Below are 26,430 nucleotides of genomic sequence, written 5' to 3' on the forward strand. Positions count from 1 at the left end.
TCACTTACCTTCCTTGTTGCTCTTCATAAGATCAACGAAACGGTCGAACAGATAGGCGGCATCATGCGGGCCGGCGGCGGCCTCCGGATGGTACTGCACGGAGAACGCGGGAATGTCCACGCACTGCAGGCCCTCGACCACGTCGTCGTTCAGATCAATGTGGCTGACGAACACCTTGCCGTATTTGCCGTGCTCGTGCGGGGCGGGCACCGGGTCGCCGATCGGGGCGTCGACGGCGAAGCCGTGGTTGTGCGCGGTGACCTCGACCTTGCCGGTGGTCACGTCCTTGACGGGCTGGTTGATGCCGCGATGGCCGAACTTGAGCTTGTAGGTGCCGAAGCCGAGCGCGCGGCCGAGCAGCTGGTTGCCGAAGCAGATGCCGAAGAAGGGGTAGCCCGCGTCGAGCACGCGACGCAGCAGCTCCACCTCCGGGTCGGCCTGTTCGGGGTCGCCGGGGCCGTTGGAGAAGAACACGCCGTCGGGATGCAGCTCCTCGATTTCGTCGAAGGTGACGGTGGACGGCACGACATGCACGCGGCAGCCGCGCTCGGCCATACGCTGCGGGGTCATCGCCTTGATGCCCAGATCCACGGCGGCGACGGTGAACAGCGGCTCCTGGCCTTCGAATTCGCCGGCCGGTTCGATGGTGTAGGTCTCCTTGGTGCTGACCTCGTCGTACAGGCTCAGCCCCTGCATCTGCGGGGTGGTCTTCACATCGGCGAGCAGCGCGTCGATGGTTTTGAGCGCGCCGGATTCGTCGAGCAGCGCCTCTCCAGAGTAGATGCCGGCGCGCATCACGCCCGCCGAACGCAGGTGGCGCACGAGTTTGCGGGTGTCGATATGGCTGATGCCGACGATGCCCTGCGCGACGAGATCGTCGTCAAGGCTGCCGGTGGCGCGCCAGTTGCTCACGTTCGGGCTGGGGTCGCGCACCACATAACCGGCCACCCAGATGCGGGAGGATTCGGGATCCTCCTGGTTGATGCCGGTATCACCGATATGCGGGAAGGTCTGCACGACGATCTGGCGGTCATAGCTGGGATCGGTCAACGTCTCCTGATAACCGGTCATGCCGGTCGCGAACACGATCTCACCGGTGGTCCTGCCTTGCGCGCCATACGGCTCGCCGACGTAGACCTGCCCATCCTCCAACACAAGAACTGCATCATCCTGCGAATAATTCGCGTTCTGGCTCACCAAAGCCCCCTTGTCAAGTTCGGGTATTCGTACCAAGATTAGCGGCCGGCGCAGACGCTGCGACCGCTCAAAAGAACGCCTCCCGTGTTGAGGGGAGGCGTTTATGAAAACAATCAGTCGACCGTCTCGTCGGACGGTTCGGACACCGGATCTGCGGATGCGGACGAATCCGTCGGCTCATCCGAAACGGACGGCGCATCCGGATCAGACGCACCGGATGCATCGGGCGTATCGTCCGCGTCCTGAGAAGCGGACTCGGCCACGGGATGATCCTTGGCGTAGCACACGGCGGACAGCAATCCGTGGATGAAGGCCGGCGAATCGTCGTCGCTCAGCGTTTTCGCCAACGACAGGGCCTCATCGATGGCCACCTTGTCGGGAACCTCCTCGTTGAAGAGGATCTCCCACACGGCGATGCGCAGGATGTTGCGGTCCACAACCGCCATACGACGCACCTTCCAGCCGGTGGAATGCTCGTCCAGCATGGAGTCGATCTCGCGGCCGTGCTCGGCGACGCCGCGCACGATCTCGATGGCGTATTCGGGAAGCGGCGTCTGCGCGCCGGGCTCCTTGATGCGCTCCTCAAGCAGCGACGTGAAGCTCTGCGACTTCTCGTCCGCCTCATACAGCGTGTTCAGAGCCCTTTTGCGAGCGGTGGAACGTGCCATGTATGGCCTTCTCCTTGTGTAGTCGTTCGTGCGTCTGGTTCGCGGCGCGCGATGCGCCTGAGAAGATCAGGTGATCGGCGATCAGCCGTTTTCGCGGCCGGTGTAGGAGCCGTCGGAGGTGTTCACCTTGACGCGGTCGCCCTCGTTGATGAACAGCGGCACCTGAATCTCGGCGCCGGTCTCGACGGTGGCGGGCTTGGTGCCGGCGTTGGAGCGGTTGCCCTGCAGGCCCGGCTCGGTGTGGGTGATGGTCAGCACCACGGAGCCCGGCAGTTCGACGGACAGCGGCACGTCGTTGTTGAAGGACACGATGCAGTCGGTGCCTTCGAGCAGGAACTTGGCCTGATCGCCCACGAGGGTCTTGGGAACCATCACCTGGTCGTAGGTGGTCATATCCATGAACACGAAGTTGTCGCCGTCCTCGTAGGAGTACTGCAGCGTGCGGTTGTCCACGGTCTCGAAGTCGATCTTCATGCCCGCGTTGAAGGTCTTGTCGACGATCTTGCCCGAGAGCACGTTCTTGATGGTGGTGCGCACGAAAGCGGGGCCCTTGCCCGGCTTGACGTGCTGGAACTTGGTGACGGCCCACAGCTGGCCGTCGAGGTTCAGGACGGAACCGTTCTTGATGTCATTGGTAGTCTGTGCCACTTGAGTCACCTTAATCGTTCTGGCCACATAGGGCCGACCTTGCAAAAATGCCTTGCCAATTATGCCATATCCCCTAGAATTCATCGTCTCCGTCCGACTGACCCAATTCAACTCAGGTCTCGGCGTGTGACGACCCATCTCAGTGCGACGGTCAACGCCACGGCCAGATATAGCAGGGACAGCGTCATGACGATGGTCTCCTGCCAAGGCACGAGCTCCTTCAATCCCATATCCGTGAACCATCGCGCTCGGGTGTCGAGCGCATACATGGGGTTCAGGCTGAGCAGATGGTATGCGACCCACCATCCGTTGTCGGCGCAGATGGTCAACACAGCAGCCATTGTCAACGACAAACCTGCGACCAATCCGACGGCGGCATAGGAATTGCGGCAGCATACACCGCAGATGCCGGCAAGCAGCGCGAACGATACTATGGCGGCACACGACATCGCCACCGACAGGGCCACGTACTGGCCGACGGTGAGATCAGCCCAGGTCAGAAACGGCTGGAGGTCGGCGAGTTCGGTCGTCATCGTGTTGAAACCGCTCGCCACATTCGCAGCCCACAGACCCGTTACGCCGGTGAGCATCGCGTACGGCACCAGCGCCGATGCCATAAGAGCGATGAACCCCACCACACCAATCGTCAACCCTACGATCAATTTCGCAGCGAACACCCGTCGCCGCCCCGCAAGAGACGCCATCACCACCGGTTCGGCACCGGTGGCATGCTCCATACCAAGCAGCAGCGCCATGGCAAGCACGGCGGCTATGATCGCTTCCCAGGTCACTCCCCCGATGATCGTGACGCACAACCCGCCATGTATGGATGGCGTTTCCGCGCCTGCGTACAGGCTCAGTCCGGCCTGGGCATCCGACAGTCGGACCGATTGGGTTTCGACCAGATCATATTTGCCATATATCAGTTCGGTAAGGCCGCTGCGTGAGGATTCCCGGTCGATAGTATCGCCAGCCGCGGCCGCATACCGTCGCGCGACGGCTTGCGCGTCATAGCCCGTGAACGGGTCGCGAACGGATTCGACCGCGGATGCCAGAGCCGCCAACGCGCGTTCCTCAGCGGTGTCTTCTCCATTGGATTCACGCGTCGCATACCAAGCCGAGAACCGTTGTTTGGCATCATCGTCGACGGTTGTTCCGATGACGTGCGTCGTCTCACTGGCCGCTCGAATCGTGGGAGCCGCCGATTCGGCATACACCGCGACAAGCGCGACGTTCGCGAGCATGCACAGTCCAAGCAATCCCCACAGCACGCGCACGCCGACTAATTTGCGCCATTCCGCCGCCAACAGCCGGCGCATAACCGGTTTACGCCCGCGCCGCATCCGCTTCATCGCGCCACCAGCTCGCGGGTGCGGGAACGTATGCCGGTGACGCACCACAATGCCAGTGTGACGATGAGAATGGCGGCGCAGACCAGATACTCGCAACCGGGCATCGGTATCCAGCGGTTCAACAGCGCGTCCAACTGGAACACATCGATGCCCATGCCGATCATTCCGGCCAGTACGCACACCGCCGTGAACGGCACCACACGCAGCAGCATGGGAATCAATGAGTCAACGAACCGCACCAGCCATGCCGACAGCATGGCGCAGGCCGAGGCGAACAGCGTCGCCAACAGGCAGCCCAGCACCAGAAACTGCGCAAGATCCACATCGAACCACAGCATGTTCCCGGCGTTGAACACACTCGTGACATCCAGCATCGGAAACGCGAGAAAATCCCGGAACACCCACAGCATAGGCAACAGCACAATCAAGCCGGCGACTAACGAAACCAGCAACGCAGCAGCGAACAGGGCCAATATCTGAGGCCAGACGATGCCACGTCCCACACGCGAAGCGAACTGCAGAGCGACAATCCCATATCGCCGGTCCCGCGTGCGAACCGGAACGACCACAATCATAGTGGCAATGGGCAGACCGACCAGCAGGGCGACAACCGTATTGACGGCAGCGTTGCGGGCCTGCGCGGGCAGATACCCGAATTGGCAGTCTTCGGTATCGAGCTGGGCGAACAAGGCATCCACCCGCTCCACCATCGTTGGAGGAAGCGACGCAGATATCGTCGCGTTCCCATCCTCGGACGAATCCTGTTCATCCCACGTGACGGAACCGCTGGATTGCCTACCGATCAGCGGCTGCTCGCGAGTCATGAGCAATGTGGACAACGCGTCGGTTTTCGCCGCTTCAACCGCCTCCGCATCGCTCGTGCCAACGTCACCGCCCGTATACATAGTCAACGGATCGACCAGCTGGGTAAGATACTCCACCCTCACGCGCGACGAGTACGCACCCACATTGATGGCTTGCAGCACCGGATCTTGATATACATCCCCACCTTCGTCGTCGTAGCCGGAGACTGCCATGCCTTCCTCGCTGCGCTGCGCTTGGTTCAGATAGGCCTGGTAGGATTCCCAATCTGTGACGCCCGCTTCCACGGCCGCGGGCAGTTCGGCCAAGTCGTCGGCGAAATGCCGTTTCTCCGATTCCAGTTCATCATTCAGTCGTTCGCGCGTGGAAGGCGTGAGCCGTGCGCCATAACGCCTAGCCAGATGGGCGGCGTATTGGTCACCCGGATCATTGGCTCCGAGCGAATGGAAGGTCGAGGTCGCATTGAGACTGGCGGGCACTCCGCCCAACATCAGCCCCGACCACAGCGCTAGGAACACCAGTGCCGCGAGTAGAGCCGGCAGACGGAACACATTGCGCAATTGGGCGCGGAATATGGCGAACATCATTGTTTCCCTCCTTATTCGTGAGGCGACTTGTCATTCGCCGTAGGTGACGAGGAACACGTCCTCGAGATTCGGCTGGACCATCATCACGCGCCCTACGCCTGCGGCATCCGTGACGGGCGTCGGCGACCAGACGCGCTGCCGGGTCTCCGTTCCGTATTGCACTTCCGACAGCAGCCGTTGGCCGGGCAACAACGGCATAGCGGCGGGCATTTCGAAAACATGCTCATGCAATGTGGAGATCAGTGTCTCTGGTGTGCTGTTGGTGTGCACCGTGCCGTCTTTGAGCATGACGATGCGCCCGGCGATGGTGGAGAGGTCGGACACGATGTGTGTGGAGAGGATCACCGTACGGTCAGCCGCCAGTTCGTGGATGATGTTGCGGAACCGCACGCGTTCCTTGGGGTCAAGCCCGGCGGTCGGTTCGTCCAGGATGACGAGGTCCGGATCGTGGATCAGCGCCTGGGCGATGCCGACGCGTTGGATCATGCCGCCTGAGAATGTGCGCATTCTCTTATCCGCCACGTCGGCGAGCCCCACCAGCCGTAGCAGTTCGTCGACGCGGCCGTCGACGCGGGACGGTCTGACCGATTGCAAGGTGGCGATGTATTTGAGGAACCGACGTGGAGAGTAGTTCGGATAATATCCGAAATGTTGCGGCAGATACCCCAACAAGCCTCGATACAGGTCATCCATGGCTACGATATCCTCGCCGTTCCATTGGATCGAGCCGCTGGTCGGATAGAGCAGTGTGGCGATCATGTTCAGCAGTGTGGTTTTTCCGGCGCCGTTCGGCGCGAGCAGACCTATCACCCCTTGGGTGAGTTCGAGATCAATGTCATGCAGAATGGTGCGTCCGCCAAGATGTTTGGACACATGGTGCAACGTAAGCATTATCGGCTCCTTTCCGTGCCGTATGCGAAAGTTCTGAATTCAGTGGGGCGCATGGCGCAGTATCGTCGTAGAGCGGCGAAGAAGGCGATGGCGGAGAAAAAGGCGAGTCCCACGGTAAGAGCCGGAGGCAGGCTGGCAAGCCATGGTTCGACCAATGTGTGGTGCCAAACCATGCCGATGCTCAACACCACCCAGAGCGCCGGCATCAGTATGACCGAAATGGGCCATCTCAGATGCATATCCACGAGCAGCTGCCCCAACGCGAACAGGAACAATGCGGCGAACGACAGTCCCAGCAGCGTCAGCAGGTCGAACCGCAACGATGACATCCAAGCGACGGTTACGGAGAACACGGTCGACATCACCATCGAAATTCCACCAAACACCAACATGCGCATCGCCGCGATACGGCGGAACGACCACCGGCAGGCGCGCAACACCTGGGCGGTGCGCAACGAACGCTCCTTGAACGAGATCAGCAAGTGGACGAATTCGTAGATGAGTGGGGAAAAAACGAAGGTGGGAACGAACAAGGCCTGCACCCGCCAATCGGATGCGGTTCCCGAGACGATGGCATCAACGGCTAAACCACCATCCGGAGCGCCGGCCGTTATGCCCGTCGTGACGCTGGCAAACTCCGAGCCAGTCTGCGATAGGAACGTCATGGCGAGCAGACCCCACACCATGCCACCGCACATCACCGCGAGGAACACGCAATCCCCAACACCGAAAAACAGGTTCCGTACGCTGAGCATGCGCGCGGTGTCGGCGATAAGATCGCGTAATCGCACGTGCTGAGGCAACGCACGCTCCACTATGGCGTTCACGTCCTGCGCATCGATCCGCATGGGAACATGCGTCCCGCCGACCGTCTCGTATGCGTTCACCAGCAGCTCTTCAAACTGAAGCGACGAGTGAGGAATCGCGGGATCCTCAACCATTCGACTGTCCGGCACGACATACGAATCGCTTGCATCGACGCTGTGATTATGGCTCCCGTTCATTGCCGAACTCCTTTCTCAACTTGGCGATCAGTCGGTAGTACCGCGCTTTCACGGCGGGTTCGGGCATGTCCAATGCCGCAGCGATGTCTTGGAATGGGCACTGCCCGTATATCCGCATGCGATAGATTGTCTGCGACTGTTCGTCTTCCAATGTGATGAACCGTTCGATGCGGTGCAACAGGTCGATGTTCATGGTTGCGGTGTATGGATCGGCACGCGCGTCCGGCAGTTCGGCCTTCGAGCCGCTGTGATTGTCGTCTGTTACGGTCGATGACGATTCCAGCGAAACGACAGGTCTGGTTCGTCGGTGGGAATCGATCACTTTGTTGGAGGCGATGCGCAACAGCCATGTGGCGAACGCGCCTTTGCTCGCATCGTATGATTCCAGCGCGCGCAATGCGGCGATGGACGTCTCCTGAGTCAGGTTCTCCGCTTCTTCGAGGGATGTGACATGGATGAACACGCTGCGGTAGACCATGGAATAGTAGGTGCGCACCAGCTTGTCGGCGGCACGATGCGAACGCCTGACCACGATGGCGTCAATCAGACGCCTGATCTCGCGTTCTTGCCTGCGTTCGCTTGTCATCGCCTCAGCCCGTTCTTCCAGTTGCTTTCCTGTACTGATATATACGCACGAGCCATGCGATTCGTTGCAGCACCATCAAAATTATTTCCCGGCATGTTCCGCATCCGACCATCGGTTCGGCACCCCATCGTGCGGGGATATGGCTGAATACGACGAGACCCCAGCCCGAAAGGACTGGGGTCTCGTGAACGCTACGTTCTAGCGCGTGTCAGATCCGGTGATGAAAATCAGCCGAGGATCTTGGTGACACGGCCGGAGCCGACGGTGTGGCCACCCTCGCGCACAGCGAAGGTCAGGCCTTCCTCCATAGCGATGGGCTGGATCAGCTCAACGGTGAAGGTGGCGTGGTCGCCCGGCTGCACCATCTCGACGCCTTCCGGCAGCTCGATGACGCCGGTCACGTCGGTGGTACGGAAGTAGAACTGCGGACGGTAGTTGGAGAAGAACGGCGAGTGACGGCCGCCCTCGTCCTTGGTCAGCACGTAGACTTCGCCCTCGAACTTGGTGTGCGGGGTGACGGAGCCCGGCAGAGCCAGAACCTGACCACGCTCAACATCGGTACGGTTGATGCCGCGGAGCAGCAGACCGGTGTTGTCGCCGGCCTCGCAGGCGTCCATGGTCTTGTGGAACGTCTCGATGGAGGTCACGGTGGTGCTCTGGGTCTCGCGGATACCGACGATCTCGACCGGGGAGTTGACGGCCAGCTGGCCTCGCTCCACACGGCCGGTCACCACGGTGCCACGGCCGGAGATGGTGAAGACGTCCTCGATCGGCATCAGGAACGGCTTGTCCAGATCGTGGGTCGGGGTCGGGATGTACTCGTCGACGGCCTTCATGAGGTCCTTGACGGTCTCAACCCACTTGTCGTGGTCGTCCGCATCGTCGTGCAGAGCGCCGTAGGCGGAGGTGTGGATCACCGGGCAGTCACGGTCGAAGCCGTTCTCGTCGAGGAGGTCGCGGACCTCTTCTTCGACGAGCTCGATGAGCTCCTCATCCTCAACCATGTCGCACTTGTTCAGGGCGACGAGGATGCGCGGCACGCCCACCTGGCGGGCGAGCAGCACGTGCTCGCGGGTCTGGGCCATCGGGCCGTCGGTGGCGGCCACAACGAGGATGGCGCCATCCATCTGAGCGGCGCCGGTGATCATGTTCTTCACGAAGTCGGCGTGGCCCGGGCAGTCCACGTGAGCGTAGTGACGCTCAGCGGTCTGGTACTCGATGTGGGCGATGTTGATGGTGATACCACGCTGCTGCTCTTCCGGAGCGGCATCAATCTGGTTGAAGTCGTAGGCCGGGTTGACATCCGGGTACTCTTCGTGCAGCACCTTGGAGATGGCCGCGGTCAGGGTGGTCTTACCGTGATCGACGTGGCCGATGGTGCCGATGTTAACGTGCGGCTTAGTACGCTCGTACTTTTCCTTTGCCATTACTTTGTCCTCCTGGACGTTTCGTAGGGTTACTGGGTTTCTGGGTTTCGTGCCACATTGGTGCCAGAACCCAGTCAGCGGTACAACATATTACCGCTGACTGGGGACTGACGCCACCAATGCGGCTACGCGTGTCACTCGCCGCGCTGCGACTTGATGATTTCCTCGGAGACGCTCTTGGGCACCTCGTCGTAGGAATCCATCTGCATGGTGAACATGGCGCGGCCCTGGGTCTTGGAGCGCAGGTCGCCGATGTAGCCGAACATCTCGGACAGCGGCACCTTGGCGTCGATGACCTTCACACCGGTCGCGTCAGACATCTTGGTGATGTTGCCGCGGCGCTGGTTCAGATCGCCGATGACCTCGCCCATGTAGTCTTCGGGCGTACGCACTTCGACGGCCATGATGGGCTCGAGGATGACCGGCTTCGCCTTGGGAGCGGCCTCCTTGAAGCACATGGAGCCAGCGAGCTTGAAGGCCATTTCCGAGGAATCGACCGGGTGCATCTGGCCGTCGGTGACGGTGGCCTTGACGCCCACGACCGGGAAGCCGGCGAGGATGCCGGATTCCATGGCTTCCTTGACACCGGCCTCGATCGGGCCGATGAACTCGTTGGAGATGTGGCCGCCGGTGACGGCGTTCTCGAACTCGAAGGTCTTGCCCTCGGTGGTGTCGAGCGGCTCGAAGTTCATCAGGACCTTCGCGAACTGGCCGGAACCACCGGTCTGCTTCTTGTGCGTGTAGCCCTGATCCATGACGGCCTTGCGGATCGTCTCGCGGTAGGCGACCTGCGGCTTGCCCTGGTTGCACTCAACCTTGAACTCGCGGCGCATACGGTCGACGATGATGTCGAGCTGGAGCTCGCCCATGCCGGCGATCAGCGTCTGTCCGGACTCTTCGTCGGTGGAGACCTGGAAGGTCGGATCCTCTTCGGAGAGCTTGGCGAGGGCGATGCCCATCTTCTCCTGGTCGGCCTTGGTCTTCGGCTCGACGGCCACCTGGATCACGGGATCCGGGAAGGTCATGGAGTCGAGGGTGATCGGAGCGTCGAGGGCGCACAGGGTGTCGCCCGTGGTGACGTTCTTCAGGCCCACGAAGGTGTAGATGTTGCCGGCCGAAGCCTCGTCCACCGGGTTCTCCTTGTCGGCGTGCATCTGGAAGATCTTGCCGACGCGCTCCTTCTTGGAGCGGGTGGAGTCGAGCACGGAATCGCCCTGCTTGACGGCGCCGGAGTAGACGCGCACGAACACGAGCTTGCCGTAGAACGGGTGGGTCGAGATCTTGAAGACCAGAGCCGAGAACGGATCGGACTTGACCGGCTTGCGGTCGATCTCAACGGTTTCGTCCTTCGGATCGTAGCCCTGGATGGCGGGCACGTCCTCGGGGCTCGGCAGGTAGTCGATCACGCCGTCGAGCATGGGCTGCACGCCCTTGTCCTTGAACGCGGAGCCGCAGAAGACCGGGAAGGCTTCCTTGTTGATGGTCAGCTCGCGAACGCCGGCGCGGATGTCTTCCTTGGACAGGTCGCCGTCCTCGAAGAACTTGTTCATCAGGTCGTCGTTCGCCTCAGCGGCGGCCTCGACCAGCTGCTCGTGGTATTCCTGAGCCTTGTCCTTGAGGTCGTCCGGAATCTCGGTGGTGTCGTACTTGGCACCGAGCTCCTCGAGACCGTTCCACACGTAGGCCTGCATCTCGACCAGGTCGACCACGCCGGTGAACTCGTTCTCGGAGCCGATCGGCAGCTGCATGACCAGCGGGGTGGCGCCCAGCTTGTCCTTGATGGTGTCGACGGAGTAGTAGAAGTTCGCGCCCAGCTTATCCATCTTGTTGATGAAGCAGATACGCGGAACGCCGTACTTGTCGGCCTGACGCCACACGGTTTCGGACTGGGGCTCCACGCCTTCCTTGCCGTCGAACACGGCAACGGCGCCATCGAGCACGCGCAGGGAGCGCTCCACCTCGGCCGTGAAGTCCACGTGGCCGGGGGTGTCGATGATGTTGATCTGGAACTTGTCCTTGGTGTCGTGGGACTGGCGGCTCCAGAAGCAGGTGGTGGCGGCGGACTGGATGGTGATGCCGCGCTCCTGCTCCTGCTCCATGAAGTCCATCGTCGAGGCGCCGTCGTGGGTCTCGCCGATCTTGTAGTTCTTACCGGTGTAGAACAGGATGCGCTCGGTGGTGGTGGTCTTACCGGCATCGATGTGCGCCATGATGCCGATGTTGCGGACGTGGTTAAGGTCCGAAAGCACCTCTTCAGCCATTGTTTTTCCTTAAGCTTGTGGTTCGAGTGATTACCAGCGGTAATGGGCGAAGGCCTTGTTGGCCTCGGCCATCTTGTGGGTGTCCTCGCGACGCTTCACGGAAGCGCCGAGGCCGTTGGAGGCGTCGAGGATCTCGTTGGCGAGACGCTCGGCCATGGTCTTCTCGCGACGGGCGCGGGAGAAGTCGGTCAGCCAGCGCAGCGACAGCGTGTTGGCACGGGCGGGCTTCACCTCGACCGGCACCTGGTAGGTGGCGCCACCGACGCGGCGGGAACGCACCTCGAGGGACGGACGGATGTTGTCCAGCGCGCGCTTGAGCACGGCCACGGGCTCCTGCTCGGTCTTTTCCTTGACCATATCGAGCGCGGAGTAGACGATGTCCTCGGCGATCGACTTCTTGCCGTCGAGCAGAATCTTGTTGATGAGCTGGGCCACCACGGTCGAGCCGTAGATCGGATCGGGCAGCAGCTGGTGCTTCTTAGCGGGTCCTTTACGTGACATATCTCTTACTTCGCCTTCTTTGCTCCGTACAGGGAACGACCCTGCTTGCGGTCCTTGACGCCCTGGGTATCAAGCGCGCCACGCACGATGTGGTAGCGCACGCCCGGCAGATCCTTGACACGGCCGCCGCGCACGAGCACGATGGAGTGCTCCTGCAGGTTGTGGCCCTCGCCCGGGATGTAGGCGGTGACTTCGATGCCCGAGCTCAGGCGCACACGGGCGACCTTACGCAGAGCCGAGTTCGGCTTCTTCGGGGTGGTGGTATACACACGGGTGCACACGCCGCGGCGCAGCGGGCTGCCCTTCAGGGCCAAAGTCTTCGACTTCTTCGGCTTGGCCTGACGTCCCTTACGGACGAGCTGTTCAATCGTAGGCAACTTGAATTCTCCGATTCAGTGGTTTCTCTTGGCTTCGTGAGGCCGCCGCACCGCAGCCACACTTCCCCTTACCTCCGAGACCCTTTAAGGTCCGAATCGGAAAAGATAGCCACTGCCCACCGGCCCGATGGCCCGCCGTCCTCCAACCGCCGCATTACTGCGTGGTTCTCGCCGGACGGGCGGGATATCCCAACGCGCACGCCTGTCACATAAGGCATGCCGCTGGCACACACAAATGCCCATAATACACGCAAGTCAGACAACGGCTCGCCGAGCCGCCCCAATCAGCCTGAATCCACCGACCACAACGATACCGATTCAAACCAGGATGGGAGTTTGGTGTGTCGGGCCTTCGAGCCTTGCTCATGTAAAACGATTGATTCTCAAGTTTGGTGTGCGCAATCGGCCTTGTCAGGCGAATCCGACACACCAAACTCGTTATCGCCCTATTTGCCCACCCGATTTGGGCCTACAAATCGGAAGTGAAGGCACGCAGCAAGTGGCCCCGGGGAGACTATGTCACCCGGGGCCACCGCTATCGGGAAGGAGGGAGATTTCCTTTTCGCCACATCCGCTATTCTGTGTTATCTGTTGCTCTTGTTCGTCTTGTATATCCGCTGCGGCCCGGCCTCTTTGCCGTACTACCTTTGCCGCTTCCAGCACTCTCAGTATAGCTCGCAATCACGCGAAACGCCAATCCGCAGTAAGAAAAACAGTCCTTCAACTGCACCCCTCCCAAATGGAATCCGCTCCCCTCTCAGGTCATCCTGAGCGGAGGCGGAGCCGCAGTCGAAGGATCTCAGGGCGTAGTATGGAGCAATGCTTTGCAACGAGTCGGAATATGACGAACGTCCGCTGACCATCGCCTTGGTGGTCGATTCAATCGGCAACCAAGGCAATGGCACCTCGAATTCGGCGTTGCAATGGGCCTCGGAATTGGAACGGCAGGGGCATCATGTGCGGCTGGTCGGCGTCGGCGCGCCGGAATATCCGGCCCGAGTGAACAAAGTGCCGCTGGTCTCCTGGGTGGCGGCCAAACAGCAGATGCAGTTCGCCGAACCGAGCGACACCCTGTTCCGCACCGCGTTCGCCGGCGTGGACGTCGTCCATATCTATATGCCCTTCAAATTCGGCCGCCGCGCCGCCAAAATCGCACGCGACATGGGCATTCCCGTCACCGCCGGATTCCATCTGCAACCCGAGAACGTCCTGTATTCGGCCGGCCCGTTGCGCCATATCCCCGGCATGCAGAACCTGCTCTACCGGCTGTTCCATCTGTGGTTATATCGGCGCATCGACCACATCCACACTCCCACCGAGATGACCGCGAGTCTGCTGCGCTCCCACGGATACCGCGGCACAATGCATGTGATCTCCAACGGATATTCGCCGCGATTCTCGGCACGCAAGCCGCTTAACGCGCAGGAGGCCGTGCGCAAGCCGCTCACCATCGTCGCCTCGGGGCGGCTGGCCCACGAGAAAGACCAGATCACCCTGATCAAAGCGGTGTCCATGAGCCGATACGCCAGCGACATCCAACTCATCATCGCCGGCACCGGGCCGCTGCGACGCTACCTGCAATTCCGCGCCGACCTGATGCTGGCACGCAAAGCGCATATCGGCTTCCACAAGAACGCCGACATGCCGGCGCTGCTGCGTTCCTGCAATCTGTTCGTGCACTGCTCCATCGCCGACATCGAATCGGTGAGCGTGATCGAAGCCATGGCCTGCGGGCTGGTGCCGGTGATCGCCGCCTCCGAACTCAGCGCGGCCAGCCAGTTCGCGTTGCTGGACGAATCATTGTTCCCCGTGCGCAACGCGGCGATGCTGGCCCGGCGCATCGACTGGTGGTTCGATCATCCCGAGGAATTGGCGGCGTGGGGCGCGCGGTACGCGGAACACACCGAATCGCATTATTCGGTGGAGTCCTCCGTGCGCCGCTTCGTGGCCATGGAGCGCGAAGCGATCGCCGACGCCGTCAAATAACGGAACGGCAACGGTCCGGCATACCGTGCGACACGTCGGAACCGGCGCCTCCACGCACGGCGCGATTACGTAGTTGCGCGCCTGATCGGCCGACCAACGCCCAATATGCGCGAATGACGGATTAGAGCAGCGCGATCAGCTGGTCGACCTGCTCGTCGGTTGTGGACCAGCTGGTGCAGATGCGCATCACCGTATGCGTGTCGTCGGCCTTCTCCATGAACCCAAGCCGCACGTCGCGCTCCAAACGTTCGATGGTCGGTCGGTCGAGGGTGATGAAAATCTGGTTCGTCGGTGCGTCGAAGGTGAGCATGTAGCCCTTCTCACGCAGCGCGGCGCGAATGCGGTCCGCCGCGGCGTTGGCGTTGCGGGCAATTTTGAGATACAGATCGTCGGTGAACAGCGTGTCGAACTGCAATCCCAGCAGCCAGCCTTTGGCCAACAGCGCGCCATGCTGCTTGATCGAGGTGAGGAAATGCTTGGGCGTGTTGCCGCGCGTGAACACCACGGCCTCGCCGAACATCGCGCCCACTTTCGTGCCGCCGATGTAGAACACATCGGCGATGGCGGCCAGATCGGGCAGGGTGATGTCGCAGCCGGTGGAGGTCAGGCCATAGCCCAGGCGCGCGCCGTCCACGAACAGCGGCATATCGTATTTGTGGGCCACGGCGGCGAGCGCCTCCAACTCGGCCTTGGTGTACATCGTGCCGTATTCGGTGGGCAAGGAGATGTAGACGCAGCCGGGGAACACCATATGCTCGTGGTTGGCGTCCGCGTAGAACGTGGCGCAGTAGTCGTCGAGTTCATGCGCGTCCATCAGGCCGTTGTGATGCGGCAGGGTGAGTACCTTGTGTCCGGCGTATTCGATCGCGCCGGCCTCATGCACGTTCGGATGGCCGGATTCGACTGCCACCACGCCCGCCCAAGCCGGGGTGATCGTATCGATGGCGACTTGGTTGGCCTGCGTGCCGCCGACCAGGAACCACACGTCCGCGTCGGGGCTGCCGCACGCGGCCTTGATCTTCTCTTTGGCGGACGCGCAGATCTCGTCCGAACCGTAGCCGGAGTAGAGGTTCTCCGAGGTGCGTTCCAACGCTTCGAGGATTGCGGGATGCGCCGCACGGGAGTAGTCGTTCTCAAAAGCCAGCATCAGCAAAGCCTTTCCGTTTCATACATTTTTTCGCCCGGATTTCGCACGAGACAACCGACCTATGTAAGTGAAACGCCGTTAGTGGACGTATCCCTTCACCATGCCGACCACGTCCTCATTCACTTCCATAATCCTCGAATTGGATTCCATTCCCGCGATGGTATCCCAACGGCAACGGTATCCTCCGGCGGTAAATGTCTCACACTTCCACGCCTCAGGCATGACCGTGACATCCGCCGTCCATAGCCGGTACACATAGTCGCGCATCTTCCCGCCATGCGAAAGGGACGGCTTGGAGTGCGTCATCTCACGGATATAGGTCAGCTCGAACGATGATTCCGGTATTCCGAATGTCCCGGACAACCATTTCGAGAGTTCTGGCTTCTCCATGGGAACCGTTCCCTCAGTGTCGTTGTTCGGGAAGAAATCACATTCCCAACGAACATCCCAATACAGCAGGAACTTGTTGCGCGTGTCACCGGAGGCGTCACGGACGGCTACAATAGAGCTCCGTTTCTCGGTTCTGTCCATGCTCTTGATATCCTCCAGAAGTTTCACATGATCATACGGCTTCCGGCATGCACGTACAATCTCATATCCACCGTATATCGAATAGGCGAAGCCGAGCATACCTAGCGGCCATTGTACGAAAGCCGGCCACGGAGCGGCGAATGCGGCCATCGGCCACCCGGCTCCCGCAACCACATCTGCGGCTCCCGATGCCCATGACCCATGCCCTATCTGCTTGGAGTGTTCGACCAGCAGACTTTTAAGTTCCGCATCATCTATTCGAAGTGTCATCATCGTCAATGATATATGCGGATACAGCATATCGTCGCCACCCATGGCCCCGTGCGTGTCAGAAACAGGCCATACCCTGTCGCAATCTGCCATCTTCGAAAGTCATACTGTCTTCTGGGCCTACCTCCGTTGCTGAAAACCGTGCAGCCTTCTGATGTGATCTTGGCCACAAGCGGATAACTGCGTTAGCGGTAGTGGACTCTCGACCCTACTTCATCTGTTAGGACCGGCATTCCCTGGTTTATACACTCCGTTGGCTCATAAAGGCACTACCGCTAACGCAAATCGACCTTCGCGAAGTCTCTCAGGCACTACCGCTAACGCAAATAGAGCCGCATCGTTTGTTGTTTGTCTCATCCGTTTGTCAGACGGGATGCGAAAAGCCCCTTGCCGGATGTTGTTCCGGCTAATCGAACGCATGCACGAAGCCGACGTATGGCACATGGCCGGCGAGCTGGGCGTCACCGTGCAAGTGTTGGAGGACTACCGGCAGCAACTCAGCGTGCTCATATAGAATATCCAGCAAGCGCCCCGCCATCGCGCGGGGCATTTTCGTATCAAGAGAGAAGGAGCGACCATGACCGAACCGACGCAGCAGCCGGAGCAGCCGCAATACGGCGCGTACGCCCCGCAACCCGCCATGGAACCGCCGGCACCCCAGCAGCAGAAGCCTCAAATGGACATACCCACGTACATCAGGATGATGCCGAGGAACATGAAGATCGGCATGGCCGCCGCCCTCGCCATCATCCTCGCCATCATCCTCACCACCACCGTGGCATCCGCCGTCATGGATCGCCGCGACGCGGCGCTGCACCCGTCCACACACCTCATCACGTCATGCTCCAAGCTCATGGACGGATATCCGGACCCGGAGAAGATGGCCGATTCGGAAGCCCAAGTGTATTCCGTCATGAGCAATGACTCAACAAGCAAAGCGTCCGTGAAGTCCGTCCCGTCCGTGGACCGTCGCATGTTCGACTGCGCCGCCAAGGCGCTGAGCATCCCCGAGACCGTGCAGACGGAGATGCTGACGGGAGATTCCGAGGGAGACATGACGTGGGGCCACGCGCATGTGACGTGGGAGTACATCGGAGACGCATTGTGGATCGACGTGAACGACGTGCGCTGACCCAGAGTTCTTCGGCCCCGCTTCGGCGGGGCTTACTTATATATGCCGGAAAGCGGATTAGCCACGATGTATTTTGATAAAGAAACCATGTCTGAATCCATCGAGCACACGAACACAAGAATGGCTTGATTTCAATGAAACAGATGGTGCCGAAACCAGCCAAAAACACGCTTTCACCCCAACAAAACCGCATGATTCCAACGATTATCGAATGGTGCCGACCCTAACAGGCAAAAACGGCGATTAGATGGGGGCTGTTTGATAAAGAAAAGACAGCCACTGCCTTATCAAGCTGGCATCGACACCCCGCTTCGGCGGGGCCTTTCTCGTATGTCCGGGCGTGTCGCGCCGCGCTCCCGTGACATTTATCGAACGTTTATCGAATCCGGATACAGGAAAGCCCCTCGCGGAATATCGTCCGGAAGGGGCTTAATCGTTGGAAACACTGGGTTTCCTAGTGGGGTGGATAACGCGGCTCGAACGCGCGACCTTCTGAACCACAATTATCTGCTACACTGTTTTTCACACTTCGAAAACTCAGCATTTAAGCGAAAGAAACGTTGAAATTCCAACGCTTTTCCTATACTTGGAAAGTACATACCCAATACTTACTGGGTATGTATTTGTCAATCATTTGTCAATCGAAGGCGGCGTGGAATGTCGAAGAGAAGCGTCAACGGCGCATACAAACCCTTCAAGACGGAAAGCGGCGTCTGGCTAGGGGCCGTCGAGAACGGAAGATACCCGAACGGGCGCAAACGCTACAAGTACGCGCGCGGCAACAGCAAACAGGAATGCCGCACGAACATGGTCGCACTCAGGGAATCCCTCAAGAAGGGACTGCCCGTCAACAGTTCAGACACACCAAGGTTCGGCGAATACGCCGACCGATGGCTGGAACACAAGTTCAACGAGGTGCGACGCAAGACCTACGAAAGCTACATGACGGTGAACGCACGCCACCTCACGCCCCTGCGCCCGTACCCGCTGAACGAAATCACGCCCGGCATGGTGCAGAGCCTCATCGACAACGCGAAGTCGTACACGCAACGCGGAACGGAGAACGGTCCTGCGGGCGTATCGCTGAAGGAGAAGATTCTTACCGTCGTGAAACAGGTCTACGAAATGGCCGTAAGGGACGGTCTCGTGAACCATTCGCCGGTCGTGGCGATCACGATAGGCAAGACGAAAGACATGCAGTACGAACTCGAACGACAAGCCGAAGCCCAGTCGTTCAGCGCGGCCGAACTGATGATGATGCTCCAAATCGCCGACAGGATGCCGGTGGAACAAGGGGCGATATGGTGGTGGCGTCTGCTCACAGGCATGAGGCAGATGGAGATACTGGGAGCGCAATGGTCGCACCTGCGCACCTACACCGACACGATGGACGTTCTCGAACAGCACGAGGTCGAAAAGACCGTCGATTTCACCGACGAAAACGGCATCGTCAGACAGGGTACCATCACGACGACGGAGACCATACCGGTGAAGCGAAAGATGACGGTCGGTGAATACACGGTCGAATGGCAGCTCAACGAGGCGGCGAGAGTTCACGGCTGCGGTGAGCCGGACGTGGACGGCGTATATCCATGCGGATACAAGAAGGCCGCGTTCTGCGACTTGAAGCAATGGAGGCTGCCGGACAACTATTCCTTCGTTGAATTGCAGGGGCGGTGGATCCTCGCGCGACCGAAGTCGAAGACCGGCAAGAAGGTGCCGATCATCCCCATGCTCGCGGCGAAGATGCGACAGTACGAGAAAGCGACCCGTGATTGGCCCAATCCTCACGGGCTGATATTTAGACGGCCGGATGGAACGCCTCTCGGCCCGAAAGAGGACAGCGCAGGCTTCGACAGGCTGATGGAGATGAGCGGAATCGACCCCGAGCTCCACAGAGGGCACGGCACACGTCATGCGATGGTGACGCTGCTCGCCCAATGCGGCGTCGATTTCCAGCTCATCAAGGAAATCGTCGGCCATTCGTCAGACGCGATGGTCGCCCACTACCGTCATGCGGGATCGGGCGAACGACTCCGTGCGATGGAGCGAGTCGGAGAACGGTTGAATCTTACCTCCTAGATGCCATACAAACGACGAAAAGCCCCTCCCCAAGCATCATGCTCAGGGAGGGGCTTCATCGTTCAGAGGTTTATGTCGTTCAGACGGTCAGGCGTTCACGCGGTCAGGGGGCTCTTGCCGTCGTCCGCCTCGGGCACGCCGGCGACGCTTGTCAGCACGCTCAATACGGCGGCGAGGGCGGCGGCTCCGGCCACCATGCCCCACTGCACGTCTCCGATGGCGACGACCGTGGTGCCGATGGTCGCGACCGCGGTCTGCGCGGCGGTCTTGACCGCGCGCACGAACGCGGCCTTGCCCCATGAGACGATCCTCTCCGCCTCGCTTCCGGTGATGACGTCCTCGATGTCGAGATTTCCGTCGTTCTCAGCCATAATCTGTTCCTTTCAATCAACGTGGTTCGTCAGCGTTCCGAATGGATGGGTGGTTACTTGTTGAGGGCGAGATACCATTCGCCCGACTGCGTGCCGATGGCGATATAACGGGTCTTGCCTGAACCGCCCTTGTAGCGGCCCCACAGGTAGCCGTCCGCGTACACGCCCCAGCCTTCGAGGTTGACCGTCTGGCCCTTCTTGTATTGGGCCACGGTCGCACCCTTCACGGTCGGCTGGTCGCGCACGTTCAGCACGTCCACCACGCACCGGTAGTTTCCGGCGACGACCACCGGATTACTGGACGCGCTATTGCCGTTGGATGCGGTGGTGCCTCCGCCCACGTCCTTCTTCGGACGGAAATACCCGAGCAGGCCGCTCTTCGTCAACAGCGCCTTCTTCGTAGCGCCCGGATTCTGCGTCAAACAGTAGAGACTGTTGCCCCTGTCCTCCAACACGATCGCGACGTGCGAATCGGGATAGGCGGCACTATTGTCCGCCCAGAACGCCACATCACCCTTACGGGCCGACTCACCCGCCCCCAGCTTGGAGAACGCCGCCTGCAGCTGGGGCTGACGGCCGTATGTCGAATAGTAGACGCTATCGGCCAGACCACTGCCGACCATCGTGTTCGTGGCCGACTGCGGCACGCCGCACACATCCTGCGCATAACGAGACCACAAATCCCAACACTGGCCTCCATAGGCTCCGTCCACGTCCACGACGCGACCGTTATACGTGTTTACGAACTGATCCACATTCATTGTTGTTGCTCCTTAAATACTCAGGTGGATAATGTGAACACCGTCCACGTGATAAGACACGCGGCGGCATAGGACCCCGTAAGGGTGAGAAGAAGAACCAGAAGCGCGCACAACAAGCGCTCCCACAAGCGGTCACGGCGGGCATCCTCCACCGGGTCATCCCGCGGCGGCGGACGTTTACGCCGACCATTCCAATGCCTCGGCATAATGCCTCCTTAAATGGGTTAGCCCACCGGTTTGCGCCGGCGGGCTGTGAATACAAGACCGGTCCCGCCCGTGATCGGGCGGGACCGTGGGTTAGAGGATGGTTTGCGTGAGGCTCACGTCATCGACGCGCACCACATTGTCCGTGATGATGCGCAGGAGCATAACGTCCGCCTCCTGCGCGGGGATGTCCACCATGCTCTCGTGCCAGTTGAGCCCATCGCCGGACGTGAAGAGTATCCGCGTGAGATGCTGCACGTCCGGCCCGACCTCGACCGCGAGTGTTCGTTCGGAGTTGTAGTGCGCCGACCACAGGGTAAGACGCAAGGGCACACCCGTCGGCACCTTGACCGTCTGGTCGAAGGACGCCGCACGCCCACCCTGCGAGGAACGAAGCATCCAATCGCCCGAATGCGGGGCGATCCAGTCCGCGTCTGCAGCGCCGACCACGTTCGAATCGTTGCCGGCAGTTTGCGTCCAACCGGTCAGGTCGCCGGACTCGAATCCGCCGTTAACGAGAAGCTCCCCCGATTCTGGGTTTGGCCCGTCGGCGAGCTTGACCAGCACGGGCCGGATGGTGACTTCCCCACCGTCGGAGGAAAGGCCCCTGCGGACCACGGCGTTGTACGTGTTCGCGGGCAGCCACGACCGGGAGTTATACCTGCCGTACTCGCACGCATACTTCGTGTTGTCCGTGACGCCGACCGTGGTGTCGGAATAATCACCATCGACCGTGGTCGCCTCCATGGAATACCAGCCGGCCTCCAACGCAAAAAACGTTCCGACGCCGTTGTATTGGTTCGAGCCCGTGTTGGTGCCGCCGACCATGCACGTGCCGTCATGGTTGTTGACGAACGTCACGCCGTCGACGGTTCTGTCGGGAAGCTCGTCGACGGGGAAGAGGTTATGGTCGTCGAACTCAACGCCCCCCCAGAGCGAGGCGGGAATGAGAACGGGCTCGTAGCGCCCTTCCGGCCACGTGCCGAGCGGAGGGCAGACGAACCGCGCGCGCATGCGGGTGTCCTGGGCGAGCGTGATCTTCTGCGCGTTGACGCTGAAATACGCTATGACGGCGTTCGTGTCGGCGTTGCGGAACTCGCACGTCGGATTACGGCCCAGTCCGTCGATGTCGCGGAAGTAGTGCACGTAATCCCCCGCCGGCAGCGTGATTATCTCGCTTTCGGCGACTATTATCCACCAGTCGCCGTTGGTGCTGGTCCCGCCCGACGAGAAGGTGCCGTCGCCGTTGTCGGTGAACGTCACTCCATTGACGGTGGCACTATCCGTGTGGGGGAAGAGATTGAGGCTAACCGCCTGCCCCCCCGCGACGACCTCGCCCGGCTCCCACGTCGTTACCACTGTGCCAATCTCAAGCTGTGGATGGAGAACCACATCGACACTTGCTGGAGCGCTGCCGCTGCGAATCCGAAACTCAATGGACGAGAAGTCATCCGGCATCGTGAATCGCGTCGATCTGCTCTCGTATGAGAAACTCGTATCCACAGCGGCTGCGCCGCTTGTGGTCTTCACGACGATGCTGCCCAGCAATGCGCCTGCCGGAGCGTCATAGACTCCACCGGAGAGCGTATAGGTCGCGCCCGGTTGAAAGAGAGCGTTGTCAAGGAACCATCTCACACCGCCCCACGAACCGACAGCGGTTCCCGTGATATGGACCCCGCCATCGTCCAACACCGTGCATGTCAGACCGTTTTCCGTGGCGTCTCCGTATCGGAGGAGGTTTGTGCGTAAATCAATAGCCCCCCCCCCGTTCGTTTCCGAAATCGGGCGGATGTATTCCGCGGGCGCGGTGTCGCCGGACACGAGATACGGCTTCACCGGCTGGCCGAAATTCCAGAACTGCACCTCGGCCGTGGCGTCGGCGACATCCTCGGCGATGGTGATGGTGCGGCTCGCGCCGCCGTTGACTATCTCCGTGCCCATGCCCGTGCCGGACAATACCACCGTGCCGCTCGGGGCGAGATTGCCCATCGTGTACGTGCCGGCCGGCAGGCTCACCTGATTCGACCATACGGCCTTGTCGCCCGCAGCCAATCCGGTGGCGGTCAGACCGTCAGCCGCCACGGCCACGCTCTTATCACCGTCAGCGACAGGGCCGACGCTCAGGAGATTGACCGCAGCGATGACTCCTTGGTCCAAATCCGTCACGTCCGGACGCTGCCAAGCGGTCGCAACGTCCCCGGCTTCGAGCTGGAGCTTGTAGGCCACTCCACCTTGGTCCGTATTGTTGTTAATCATTCGCAGATTCAGCGAAATGGTTCCGATCACGTCGGGCAAGGTGAAAGTGTCGCGTTCCTTAGCCTCCTCGCCGGAAAGCAAGTCCGTCCGGCCGACAGTAACCCCGTCCACATAAATCCACGTCTGAATATTCCTATACCCGTCAACCTTCGGATTCTGAGAAAGCGTATACGTTCCTCCGGGAACGAACTTGCTTTTATCGAGATCCCATTTGACGGTCTGCCATGCCTTGGTGGTGGTGCCGGTCAGCGTGACCGCGCCCTCACCGTCCACGCCGACCGTCACACCATCGGTCTCGGCGACAGGACCGTACTGCAGCAGGTTGCGGGACAGGGGTTTCGGCAGGACGGCGGTACCGTAGGCTCGCGCCTTCGCGCCCGCCGTGGTGCAATCCACCACCGACACAATCTGACCCTCAGCGCCGCTGACCTCACCGCTCTCGGGCCAGTCGGTCCAACCGTCCGCTTTACGGCACACCGTGTCATACTCCACGATCGGTTCGGAACCGGCGTCGGTGATGAGATAGCGGCGATGGCATTTCGCCATGACCGACTGTTCGACCATCAACGATTGACCGTCCACGCGGGCCATGACCCGTATGAACAAGGCGGGGAAACGGTACGGCCACACCATCAGCCCGTTGTACAAAGCGTTGACCTGCACGCCGTTCATCAGGGGCGGCGATTCGATCAGCTTGCCATTGAGATACGCGGGCATCACGCCTCCTTCGCATCGGTTCCGTCAGCCTCGTCGGCCGGGGTAGTGTCCTTCGTTTCGGTTTCGGCGGGTTCGGCGGCGGTCGCGTCGGAGTCCGGGTTCACGTCGGCATCGGCGTTCATGTCGGTGGTTTCCTCACTGTCCGTGCCGGTGGTCTTATCGGCCTCCGTGTCCGGTGCCACGCTGGTATCCGTGTCGGCGTTCGCGTCGCCATCCGCGTCGCCTTCCGTTTCGGTGCCTGTTTCGGTGTTCGTTTCGGTATCCACGCCGGTGTCCGTTCCGGTATTCGAGCCGGTTTCCGTTTCGGGCTGGGATTCGCCATCGTCAGGCACCGTCACATCCCCGGCGTCACCCGTCTCACCGGTCTCACCGGCGTCTCCGGTCTCGCCACCGTCCCCGGTCTCACCGGTCTCGGGAAGCACCGTCGGCACACTCGCCGCCGCCGCGTCAATCGCAGCAGCCGCGGTCGAAGCCTTCGACTCCACATCCGAAACGGACTCACTGATACGATTCGCCGCCTCAGTGGCCGCGGTCTCCACCGAAGCCGCCTGCGTGCCCATCCCATCAACCAACTCGTCGGCACGCTTCGTAGCGGTCTGCGCATACGACACCGCCGCCGCGCTCAAACGCCCGACCTCATCGGTCTTCGCCGCGACCGCCGCAGCATCCTGCGTCGTCTTCTGAACGATGCTCGCGGACTGATTCGCGACAGTCTGCGACTCATTCGCGGCCGACTTCGCCGCCACGGCAGCATCCTCAGCCTCACTCCGAGCACGCAAAGCGAACGCCACCGTCTCGTTCAACATGGTCGCCGTGCCATCCTCACCGAAGAACACCAACACGTTCGGAAACTGCGCGCTCAACGCCGCCGCCTCCACCGAATCCGCCGCATACCGCACCTTCAGAATGTCGGAATTATCCACCAACGCGGACGGAACAAGAGTCTTCGGATCCACATCCACGAGATCCACATACTCCAACAGCGCCTCCGACTCCGGCACCTCCACATACCGGTCGTAAGCCTGCGGCGTGTCCGCCAACTCCGTCACACGCCACACGAACCCATTGTTCGACGTGGGCAGCAAATCCACCGTCGCCTGACCATCCGCCAACGCGATGTCGAAACCCTGGGCGACGACCACGTTCTTCGCCGCGTCGTAATGGCGACGCACCGGCGAGAAACGCAGCCTACCCACCGCCGCCTCCGTACCGCCATCAACAGGCACGCGGATGCTGACATGAATGTTCGTCATGACTAATCCTCCTTAATAACGGGAATGGAATCTTTACCGCGGATGTCCTTATGGACGGCCGCTATCGTCTCCGGCGCTACATCGGCGCGCAGCTCGTCAGGCAGAGCCGGTTTCGGATGACGCGCCAGAAAATCCGGATTCACCAGCTCGCAGAAATCCTGCAGCCAGTGGAACAAGCGCCGCGTATAGGCGACGCTTTTGAAATACCGCTCCTGCACGGTCTCCAAATGCGTGATCTGCGACTCCTGATAGTCCAATTGGTCACGCAACGGTTGCACGACATCCTTCGTGAGGATGTCCGTAGCCATGCGCGCCACATCGGCCGCGTCCTTCCTGCGACTGGACCACGCGCCTATCAGTCCGCCGACGCCGCCGCCGCTGACCAATGCGACGATGACGCTGGTCCAGAACTCGTTGGACGAAAACAATTGCTGGAAAGGCGGCATCTGCCCCTCGCTTTCAAAGAAAAGTAAAGAAAAACCCGCCTATTGGCGGGAACATAACGGGCGTTATCGGCTCACTCGCGAACATAGGGCAACTGATATGGCTCCAGGATGGCGTCACGCCGGAATCCGTCGGCTATCACGGCACGTGGGCCATAGCGTACGTCAACATCGTGAGCGCGTACGACCCCGGCTATGCGATCGACATCGAAAGCGCTGTGTTATCAAGCGGGCAGAACATACAGTTGTACGAGTTCAACAACACCGCCGCGCAGCAATGGTGTCTCAGGGTCGGCGACCACACGTACCACGCATGGATACGCACCGCGTGAAATCACAGGTAGTCGTGCGTCTTCCATAGGCCGAAGCCCGTGTGGTAGGTGTTCACGGTGGATATGCCGCTGTAGTAGGTGATTTTGTAGCCGTTGTTGGTGTCCACGTTCAGCACGACCTCGTTCGCCGTTCTGTCGGTGCGCATCAGAACAGGCGGCAATTCGCCGTGCGGGGGCCTCCATCCAACGGGAACGGTCAGGTTCAAGGAATTGAATCCGTCGCCGGTGATGTTGTTCATCGTGGAGTAGCAGCATACGAGGTCGCCCATGCGTCGGAGGTCGAACCGGGCGAACCCTCCGGAGGTTGGATAGCCGGTGAGTGTGGTCTGCCGCGGCATCGTCCAGTCACTACCGATAACGCCCGTTACGACGGAGATACGCCGGCTCGTCTCGACCACCACACGCGACCCCACACGCACACCCAAACACGCGGTCGTCATCGGAATATCCTCCAACGAACCACCCTGCACGCTCACCGTGCAACGCGCGTTCGACACGGCCGTGACCGTGCCCAACGACACGACCGGCACCTCCACGTTCTCATCGTCCAATTCCTCCGCCAGCAACCGGCCAGCACGGGCGACATCCATATCCGAAACCATGAAACCTCCCTACGAAATCCCT

The 26,430-nt window shown here is 60.7% G+C and carries 23 protein-coding genes; 3 read left to right on the forward strand and 20 right to left on the reverse strand.

The window, feature by feature from the left end; all coding sequences use genetic code 11:
• From carA to rpsL, 12 genes are all read right to left on the reverse strand, one after another.
• Entirely contained in the window at positions 1 to 1,197 is a 1,197-nt protein-coding gene (gene carA / locus AC1AV0_RS01830; RefSeq protein ID WP_476570778.1) for a glutamine-hydrolyzing carbamoyl-phosphate synthase small subunit, read from the reverse strand.
• 113 nt (positions 1,198 to 1,310) lie between these two features.
• On the reverse strand, positions 1,311 to 1,865 hold the full coding sequence (gene nusB, locus AC1AV0_RS01835; protein ID WP_476570779.1) for a transcription antitermination factor NusB: 555 nt from the start codon (positions 1,863 to 1,865) through the stop codon (positions 1,311 to 1,313).
• Positions 1,866 to 1,946: 81 nt separating this feature from the next.
• Positions 1,947 to 2,513, reverse strand: a complete 567-nt coding sequence (efp, locus tag AC1AV0_RS01840; RefSeq protein WP_476570780.1) for an elongation factor P — start codon at positions 2,511 to 2,513, stop codon at positions 1,947 to 1,949.
• Positions 2,514 to 2,620: 107 nt separating this feature from the next.
• A complete protein-coding gene (locus AC1AV0_RS01845; RefSeq protein WP_476570781.1) occupies positions 2,621 to 3,865 on the reverse strand; it encodes a hypothetical protein in 1,245 nt (414 codons plus the stop codon).
• The gene (locus AC1AV0_RS01850; RefSeq protein WP_476570782.1) at positions 3,862 to 5,274 is read right to left on the reverse strand and encodes a hypothetical protein; all 1,413 of its coding nucleotides are present in this window, start codon (positions 5,272 to 5,274) and stop codon (positions 3,862 to 3,864) included. Before AC1AV0_RS01850 ends, AC1AV0_RS01845 begins: the two co-directional genes overlap by 4 nt.
• Positions 5,275 to 5,304: 30 nt before the next feature.
• Entirely contained in the window at positions 5,305 to 6,165 is an 861-nt protein-coding gene (locus AC1AV0_RS01855; protein WP_476570783.1) for an ABC transporter ATP-binding protein, read from the reverse strand.
• Positions 6,165 to 7,169 carry a hypothetical protein gene (locus AC1AV0_RS01860; RefSeq protein WP_476570784.1) on the reverse strand — a complete coding sequence of 335 codons (1,005 nt, stop codon included), beginning with the start codon at positions 7,167 to 7,169 and terminating at the stop codon, positions 6,165 to 6,167. The genes AC1AV0_RS01855 and AC1AV0_RS01860 overlap by 1 nt, the downstream gene beginning before the upstream one ends.
• Positions 7,153 to 7,755: an RNA polymerase sigma factor gene (locus tag AC1AV0_RS01865; protein ID WP_476570785.1), complete on the reverse strand. Its 603-nt coding sequence runs from the start codon at positions 7,753 to 7,755 to the stop codon at positions 7,153 to 7,155. Before AC1AV0_RS01865 ends, AC1AV0_RS01860 begins: the two co-directional genes overlap by 17 nt.
• 227 nt (positions 7,756 to 7,982) lie before the next feature.
• Positions 7,983 to 9,182 carry an elongation factor Tu gene (gene tuf, locus AC1AV0_RS01870; RefSeq protein ID WP_476570786.1) on the reverse strand — a complete coding sequence of 400 codons (1,200 nt, stop codon included), beginning with the start codon at positions 9,180 to 9,182 and terminating at the stop codon, positions 7,983 to 7,985.
• Between the two features lie 134 nt (positions 9,183 to 9,316).
• Entirely contained in the window at positions 9,317 to 11,443 is a 2,127-nt protein-coding gene (gene fusA / locus AC1AV0_RS01875; protein ID WP_476570787.1) for an elongation factor G, read from the reverse strand.
• A 30-nt stretch (positions 11,444 to 11,473) separates the two neighbouring features.
• Entirely contained in the window at positions 11,474 to 11,944 is a 471-nt protein-coding gene (gene rpsG / locus AC1AV0_RS01880; RefSeq protein ID WP_172143806.1) for a 30S ribosomal protein S7, read from the reverse strand.
• Between the two features lie 5 nt (positions 11,945 to 11,949).
• Positions 11,950 to 12,321, reverse strand: coding sequence for a 30S ribosomal protein S12 (gene rpsL / locus AC1AV0_RS01885; RefSeq protein ID WP_003813881.1), 372 nt, complete (start codon positions 12,319 to 12,321; stop codon positions 11,950 to 11,952).
• Positions 12,322 to 13,140: 819 nt separating this feature from the next.
• Here rpsL and AC1AV0_RS01890 point away from each other — a divergent pair.
• Entirely contained in the window at positions 13,141 to 14,307 is a 1,167-nt protein-coding gene (locus AC1AV0_RS01890; RefSeq protein WP_476570788.1) for a glycosyltransferase, read from the forward strand.
• A gap of 121 nt (positions 14,308 to 14,428) precedes the next feature.
• On the opposite strand, the gene AC1AV0_RS01895 is transcribed toward AC1AV0_RS01890, so the two are convergent.
• Together AC1AV0_RS01895 and AC1AV0_RS01900 are read right to left on the reverse strand one after the other, a co-directional pair.
• Entirely contained in the window at positions 14,429 to 15,454 is a 1,026-nt protein-coding gene (locus AC1AV0_RS01895; RefSeq protein WP_476570789.1) for a threonine aldolase family protein, read from the reverse strand.
• Between the two features lie 78 nt (positions 15,455 to 15,532).
• A complete protein-coding gene (locus AC1AV0_RS01900) occupies positions 15,533 to 16,348 on the reverse strand; it encodes a DUF1206 domain-containing protein (protein ID WP_476570790.1) in 816 nt (271 codons plus the stop codon).
• A gap of 484 nt (positions 16,349 to 16,832) precedes the next feature.
• Here AC1AV0_RS01900 and AC1AV0_RS01905 point away from each other — a divergent pair, with 484 nt between their 5' ends.
• Together AC1AV0_RS01905 and AC1AV0_RS01910 are read left to right on the forward strand one after the other, a co-directional pair.
• Positions 16,833 to 17,387: a hypothetical protein gene (locus AC1AV0_RS01905; protein ID WP_476570791.1), complete on the forward strand. Its 555-nt coding sequence runs from the start codon at positions 16,833 to 16,835 to the stop codon at positions 17,385 to 17,387.
• 657 nt (positions 17,388 to 18,044) lie between these two features.
• Entirely contained in the window at positions 18,045 to 19,469 is a 1,425-nt protein-coding gene (locus AC1AV0_RS01910; protein ID WP_094636878.1) for a tyrosine-type recombinase/integrase, read from the forward strand.
• A gap of 95 nt (positions 19,470 to 19,564) precedes the next feature.
• Here AC1AV0_RS01910 and AC1AV0_RS01915 read toward each other — a convergent pair whose 3' ends face one another.
• The 6 genes from AC1AV0_RS01915 to AC1AV0_RS01940 all read right to left on the reverse strand — a co-directional run bounded on the left by AC1AV0_RS01915 (position 19,565) and on the right by AC1AV0_RS01940 (position 26,408).
• Entirely contained in the window at positions 19,565 to 19,840 is a 276-nt protein-coding gene (locus tag AC1AV0_RS01915; protein ID WP_094636877.1) for a holin, read from the reverse strand.
• A 53-nt stretch (positions 19,841 to 19,893) separates the two neighbouring features.
• Positions 19,894 to 20,601, reverse strand: a complete 708-nt coding sequence (locus AC1AV0_RS01920) for an SH3 domain-containing protein (RefSeq protein ID WP_094636876.1) — start codon at positions 20,599 to 20,601, stop codon at positions 19,894 to 19,896.
• 297 nt (positions 20,602 to 20,898) lie between these two features.
• Positions 20,899 to 23,778 carry a hypothetical protein gene (locus tag AC1AV0_RS01925; protein WP_476570792.1) on the reverse strand — a complete coding sequence of 960 codons (2,880 nt, stop codon included), beginning with the start codon at positions 23,776 to 23,778 and terminating at the stop codon, positions 20,899 to 20,901.
• Positions 23,778 to 25,031 carry a hypothetical protein gene (locus tag AC1AV0_RS01930; protein ID WP_094636872.1) on the reverse strand — a complete coding sequence of 418 codons (1,254 nt, stop codon included), beginning with the start codon at positions 25,029 to 25,031 and terminating at the stop codon, positions 23,778 to 23,780. The genes AC1AV0_RS01925 and AC1AV0_RS01930 overlap by 1 nt, the downstream gene beginning before the upstream one ends.
• 2 nt (positions 25,032 to 25,033) lie before the next feature.
• Positions 25,034 to 25,477 carry a PRTRC system protein E gene (locus AC1AV0_RS01935; RefSeq protein WP_094636871.1) on the reverse strand — a complete coding sequence of 148 codons (444 nt, stop codon included), beginning with the start codon at positions 25,475 to 25,477 and terminating at the stop codon, positions 25,034 to 25,036.
• 331 nt (positions 25,478 to 25,808) lie between these two features.
• Positions 25,809 to 26,408: a hypothetical protein gene (locus AC1AV0_RS01940; RefSeq protein WP_476570793.1), complete on the reverse strand. Its 600-nt coding sequence runs from the start codon at positions 26,406 to 26,408 to the stop codon at positions 25,809 to 25,811.
• Positions 26,409 to 26,430 lie beyond the last annotated feature (22 nt).

Source organism: Bifidobacterium sp. LH_558 (assembly GCF_056356295.1).

What these genes read in the sequence shown, in the direction of transcription:
- AC1AV0_RS01940 (WP_476570793.1), bottom strand. Translation starts at nt 26,408, where the DNA reads ATGGTTTCGGATATGGATGTCGCCCGTGCTGGCCGGTTGCTGGCGGAG.
- AC1AV0_RS01935 (WP_094636871.1), bottom strand. Translation starts at nt 25,477, where the DNA reads ATGCCGCCTTTCCAGCAATTGTTTTCGTCCAACGAGTTCTGGACCAGC.
- AC1AV0_RS01925 (WP_476570792.1), bottom strand. Translation starts at nt 23,778, where the DNA reads ATGCCCGCGTATCTCAATGGCAAGCTGATCGAATCGCCGCCCCTGATG.
- AC1AV0_RS01910 (WP_094636878.1), top strand. Translation starts at nt 18,045, where the DNA reads ATGTCGAAGAGAAGCGTCAACGGCGCATACAAACCCTTCAAGACGGAA.
- tuf (WP_476570786.1), bottom strand. Translation starts at nt 9,182, where the DNA reads ATGGCAAAGGAAAAGTACGAGCGTACTAAGCCGCACGTTAACATCGGC.
- AC1AV0_RS01920 (WP_094636876.1), bottom strand. Translation starts at nt 20,601, where the DNA reads ATGAATGTGGATCAGTTCGTAAACACGTATAACGGTCGCGTCGTGGAC.
- nusB (WP_476570779.1), bottom strand. Translation starts at nt 1,865, where the DNA reads ATGGCACGTTCCACCGCTCGCAAAAGGGCTCTGAACACGCTGTATGAG.
- AC1AV0_RS01860 (WP_476570784.1), bottom strand. Translation starts at nt 7,169, where the DNA reads ATGAACGGGAGCCATAATCACAGCGTCGATGCAAGCGATTCGTATGTC.
- AC1AV0_RS01890 (WP_476570788.1), top strand. Translation starts at nt 13,141, where the DNA reads ATGCTTTGCAACGAGTCGGAATATGACGAACGTCCGCTGACCATCGCC.
- AC1AV0_RS01915 (WP_094636877.1), bottom strand. Translation starts at nt 19,840, where the DNA reads ATGGCTGAGAACGACGGAAATCTCGACATCGAGGACGTCATCACCGGA.
- rpsG (WP_172143806.1), bottom strand. Translation starts at nt 11,944, where the DNA reads ATGTCACGTAAAGGACCCGCTAAGAAGCACCAGCTGCTGCCCGATCCG.
- AC1AV0_RS01900 (WP_476570790.1), bottom strand. Translation starts at nt 16,348, where the DNA reads ATGGCAGATTGCGACAGGGTATGGCCTGTTTCTGACACGCACGGGGCC.
- AC1AV0_RS01855 (WP_476570783.1), bottom strand. Translation starts at nt 6,165, where the DNA reads ATGCTTACGTTGCACCATGTGTCCAAACATCTTGGCGGACGCACCATT.
- fusA (WP_476570787.1), bottom strand. Translation starts at nt 11,443, where the DNA reads ATGGCTGAAGAGGTGCTTTCGGACCTTAACCACGTCCGCAACATCGGC.
- AC1AV0_RS01905 (WP_476570791.1), top strand. Translation starts at nt 16,833, where the DNA reads ATGACCGAACCGACGCAGCAGCCGGAGCAGCCGCAATACGGCGCGTAC.
- AC1AV0_RS01930 (WP_094636872.1), bottom strand. Translation starts at nt 25,031, where the DNA reads ATGACGAACATTCATGTCAGCATCCGCGTGCCTGTTGATGGCGGTACG.
- AC1AV0_RS01865 (WP_476570785.1), bottom strand. Translation starts at nt 7,755, where the DNA reads ATGACAAGCGAACGCAGGCAAGAACGCGAGATCAGGCGTCTGATTGAC.
- AC1AV0_RS01850 (WP_476570782.1), bottom strand. Translation starts at nt 5,274, where the DNA reads ATGATGTTCGCCATATTCCGCGCCCAATTGCGCAATGTGTTCCGTCTG.
- AC1AV0_RS01895 (WP_476570789.1), bottom strand. Translation starts at nt 15,454, where the DNA reads ATGCTGGCTTTTGAGAACGACTACTCCCGTGCGGCGCATCCCGCAATC.
- AC1AV0_RS01845 (WP_476570781.1), bottom strand. Translation starts at nt 3,865, where the DNA reads ATGAAGCGGATGCGGCGCGGGCGTAAACCGGTTATGCGCCGGCTGTTG.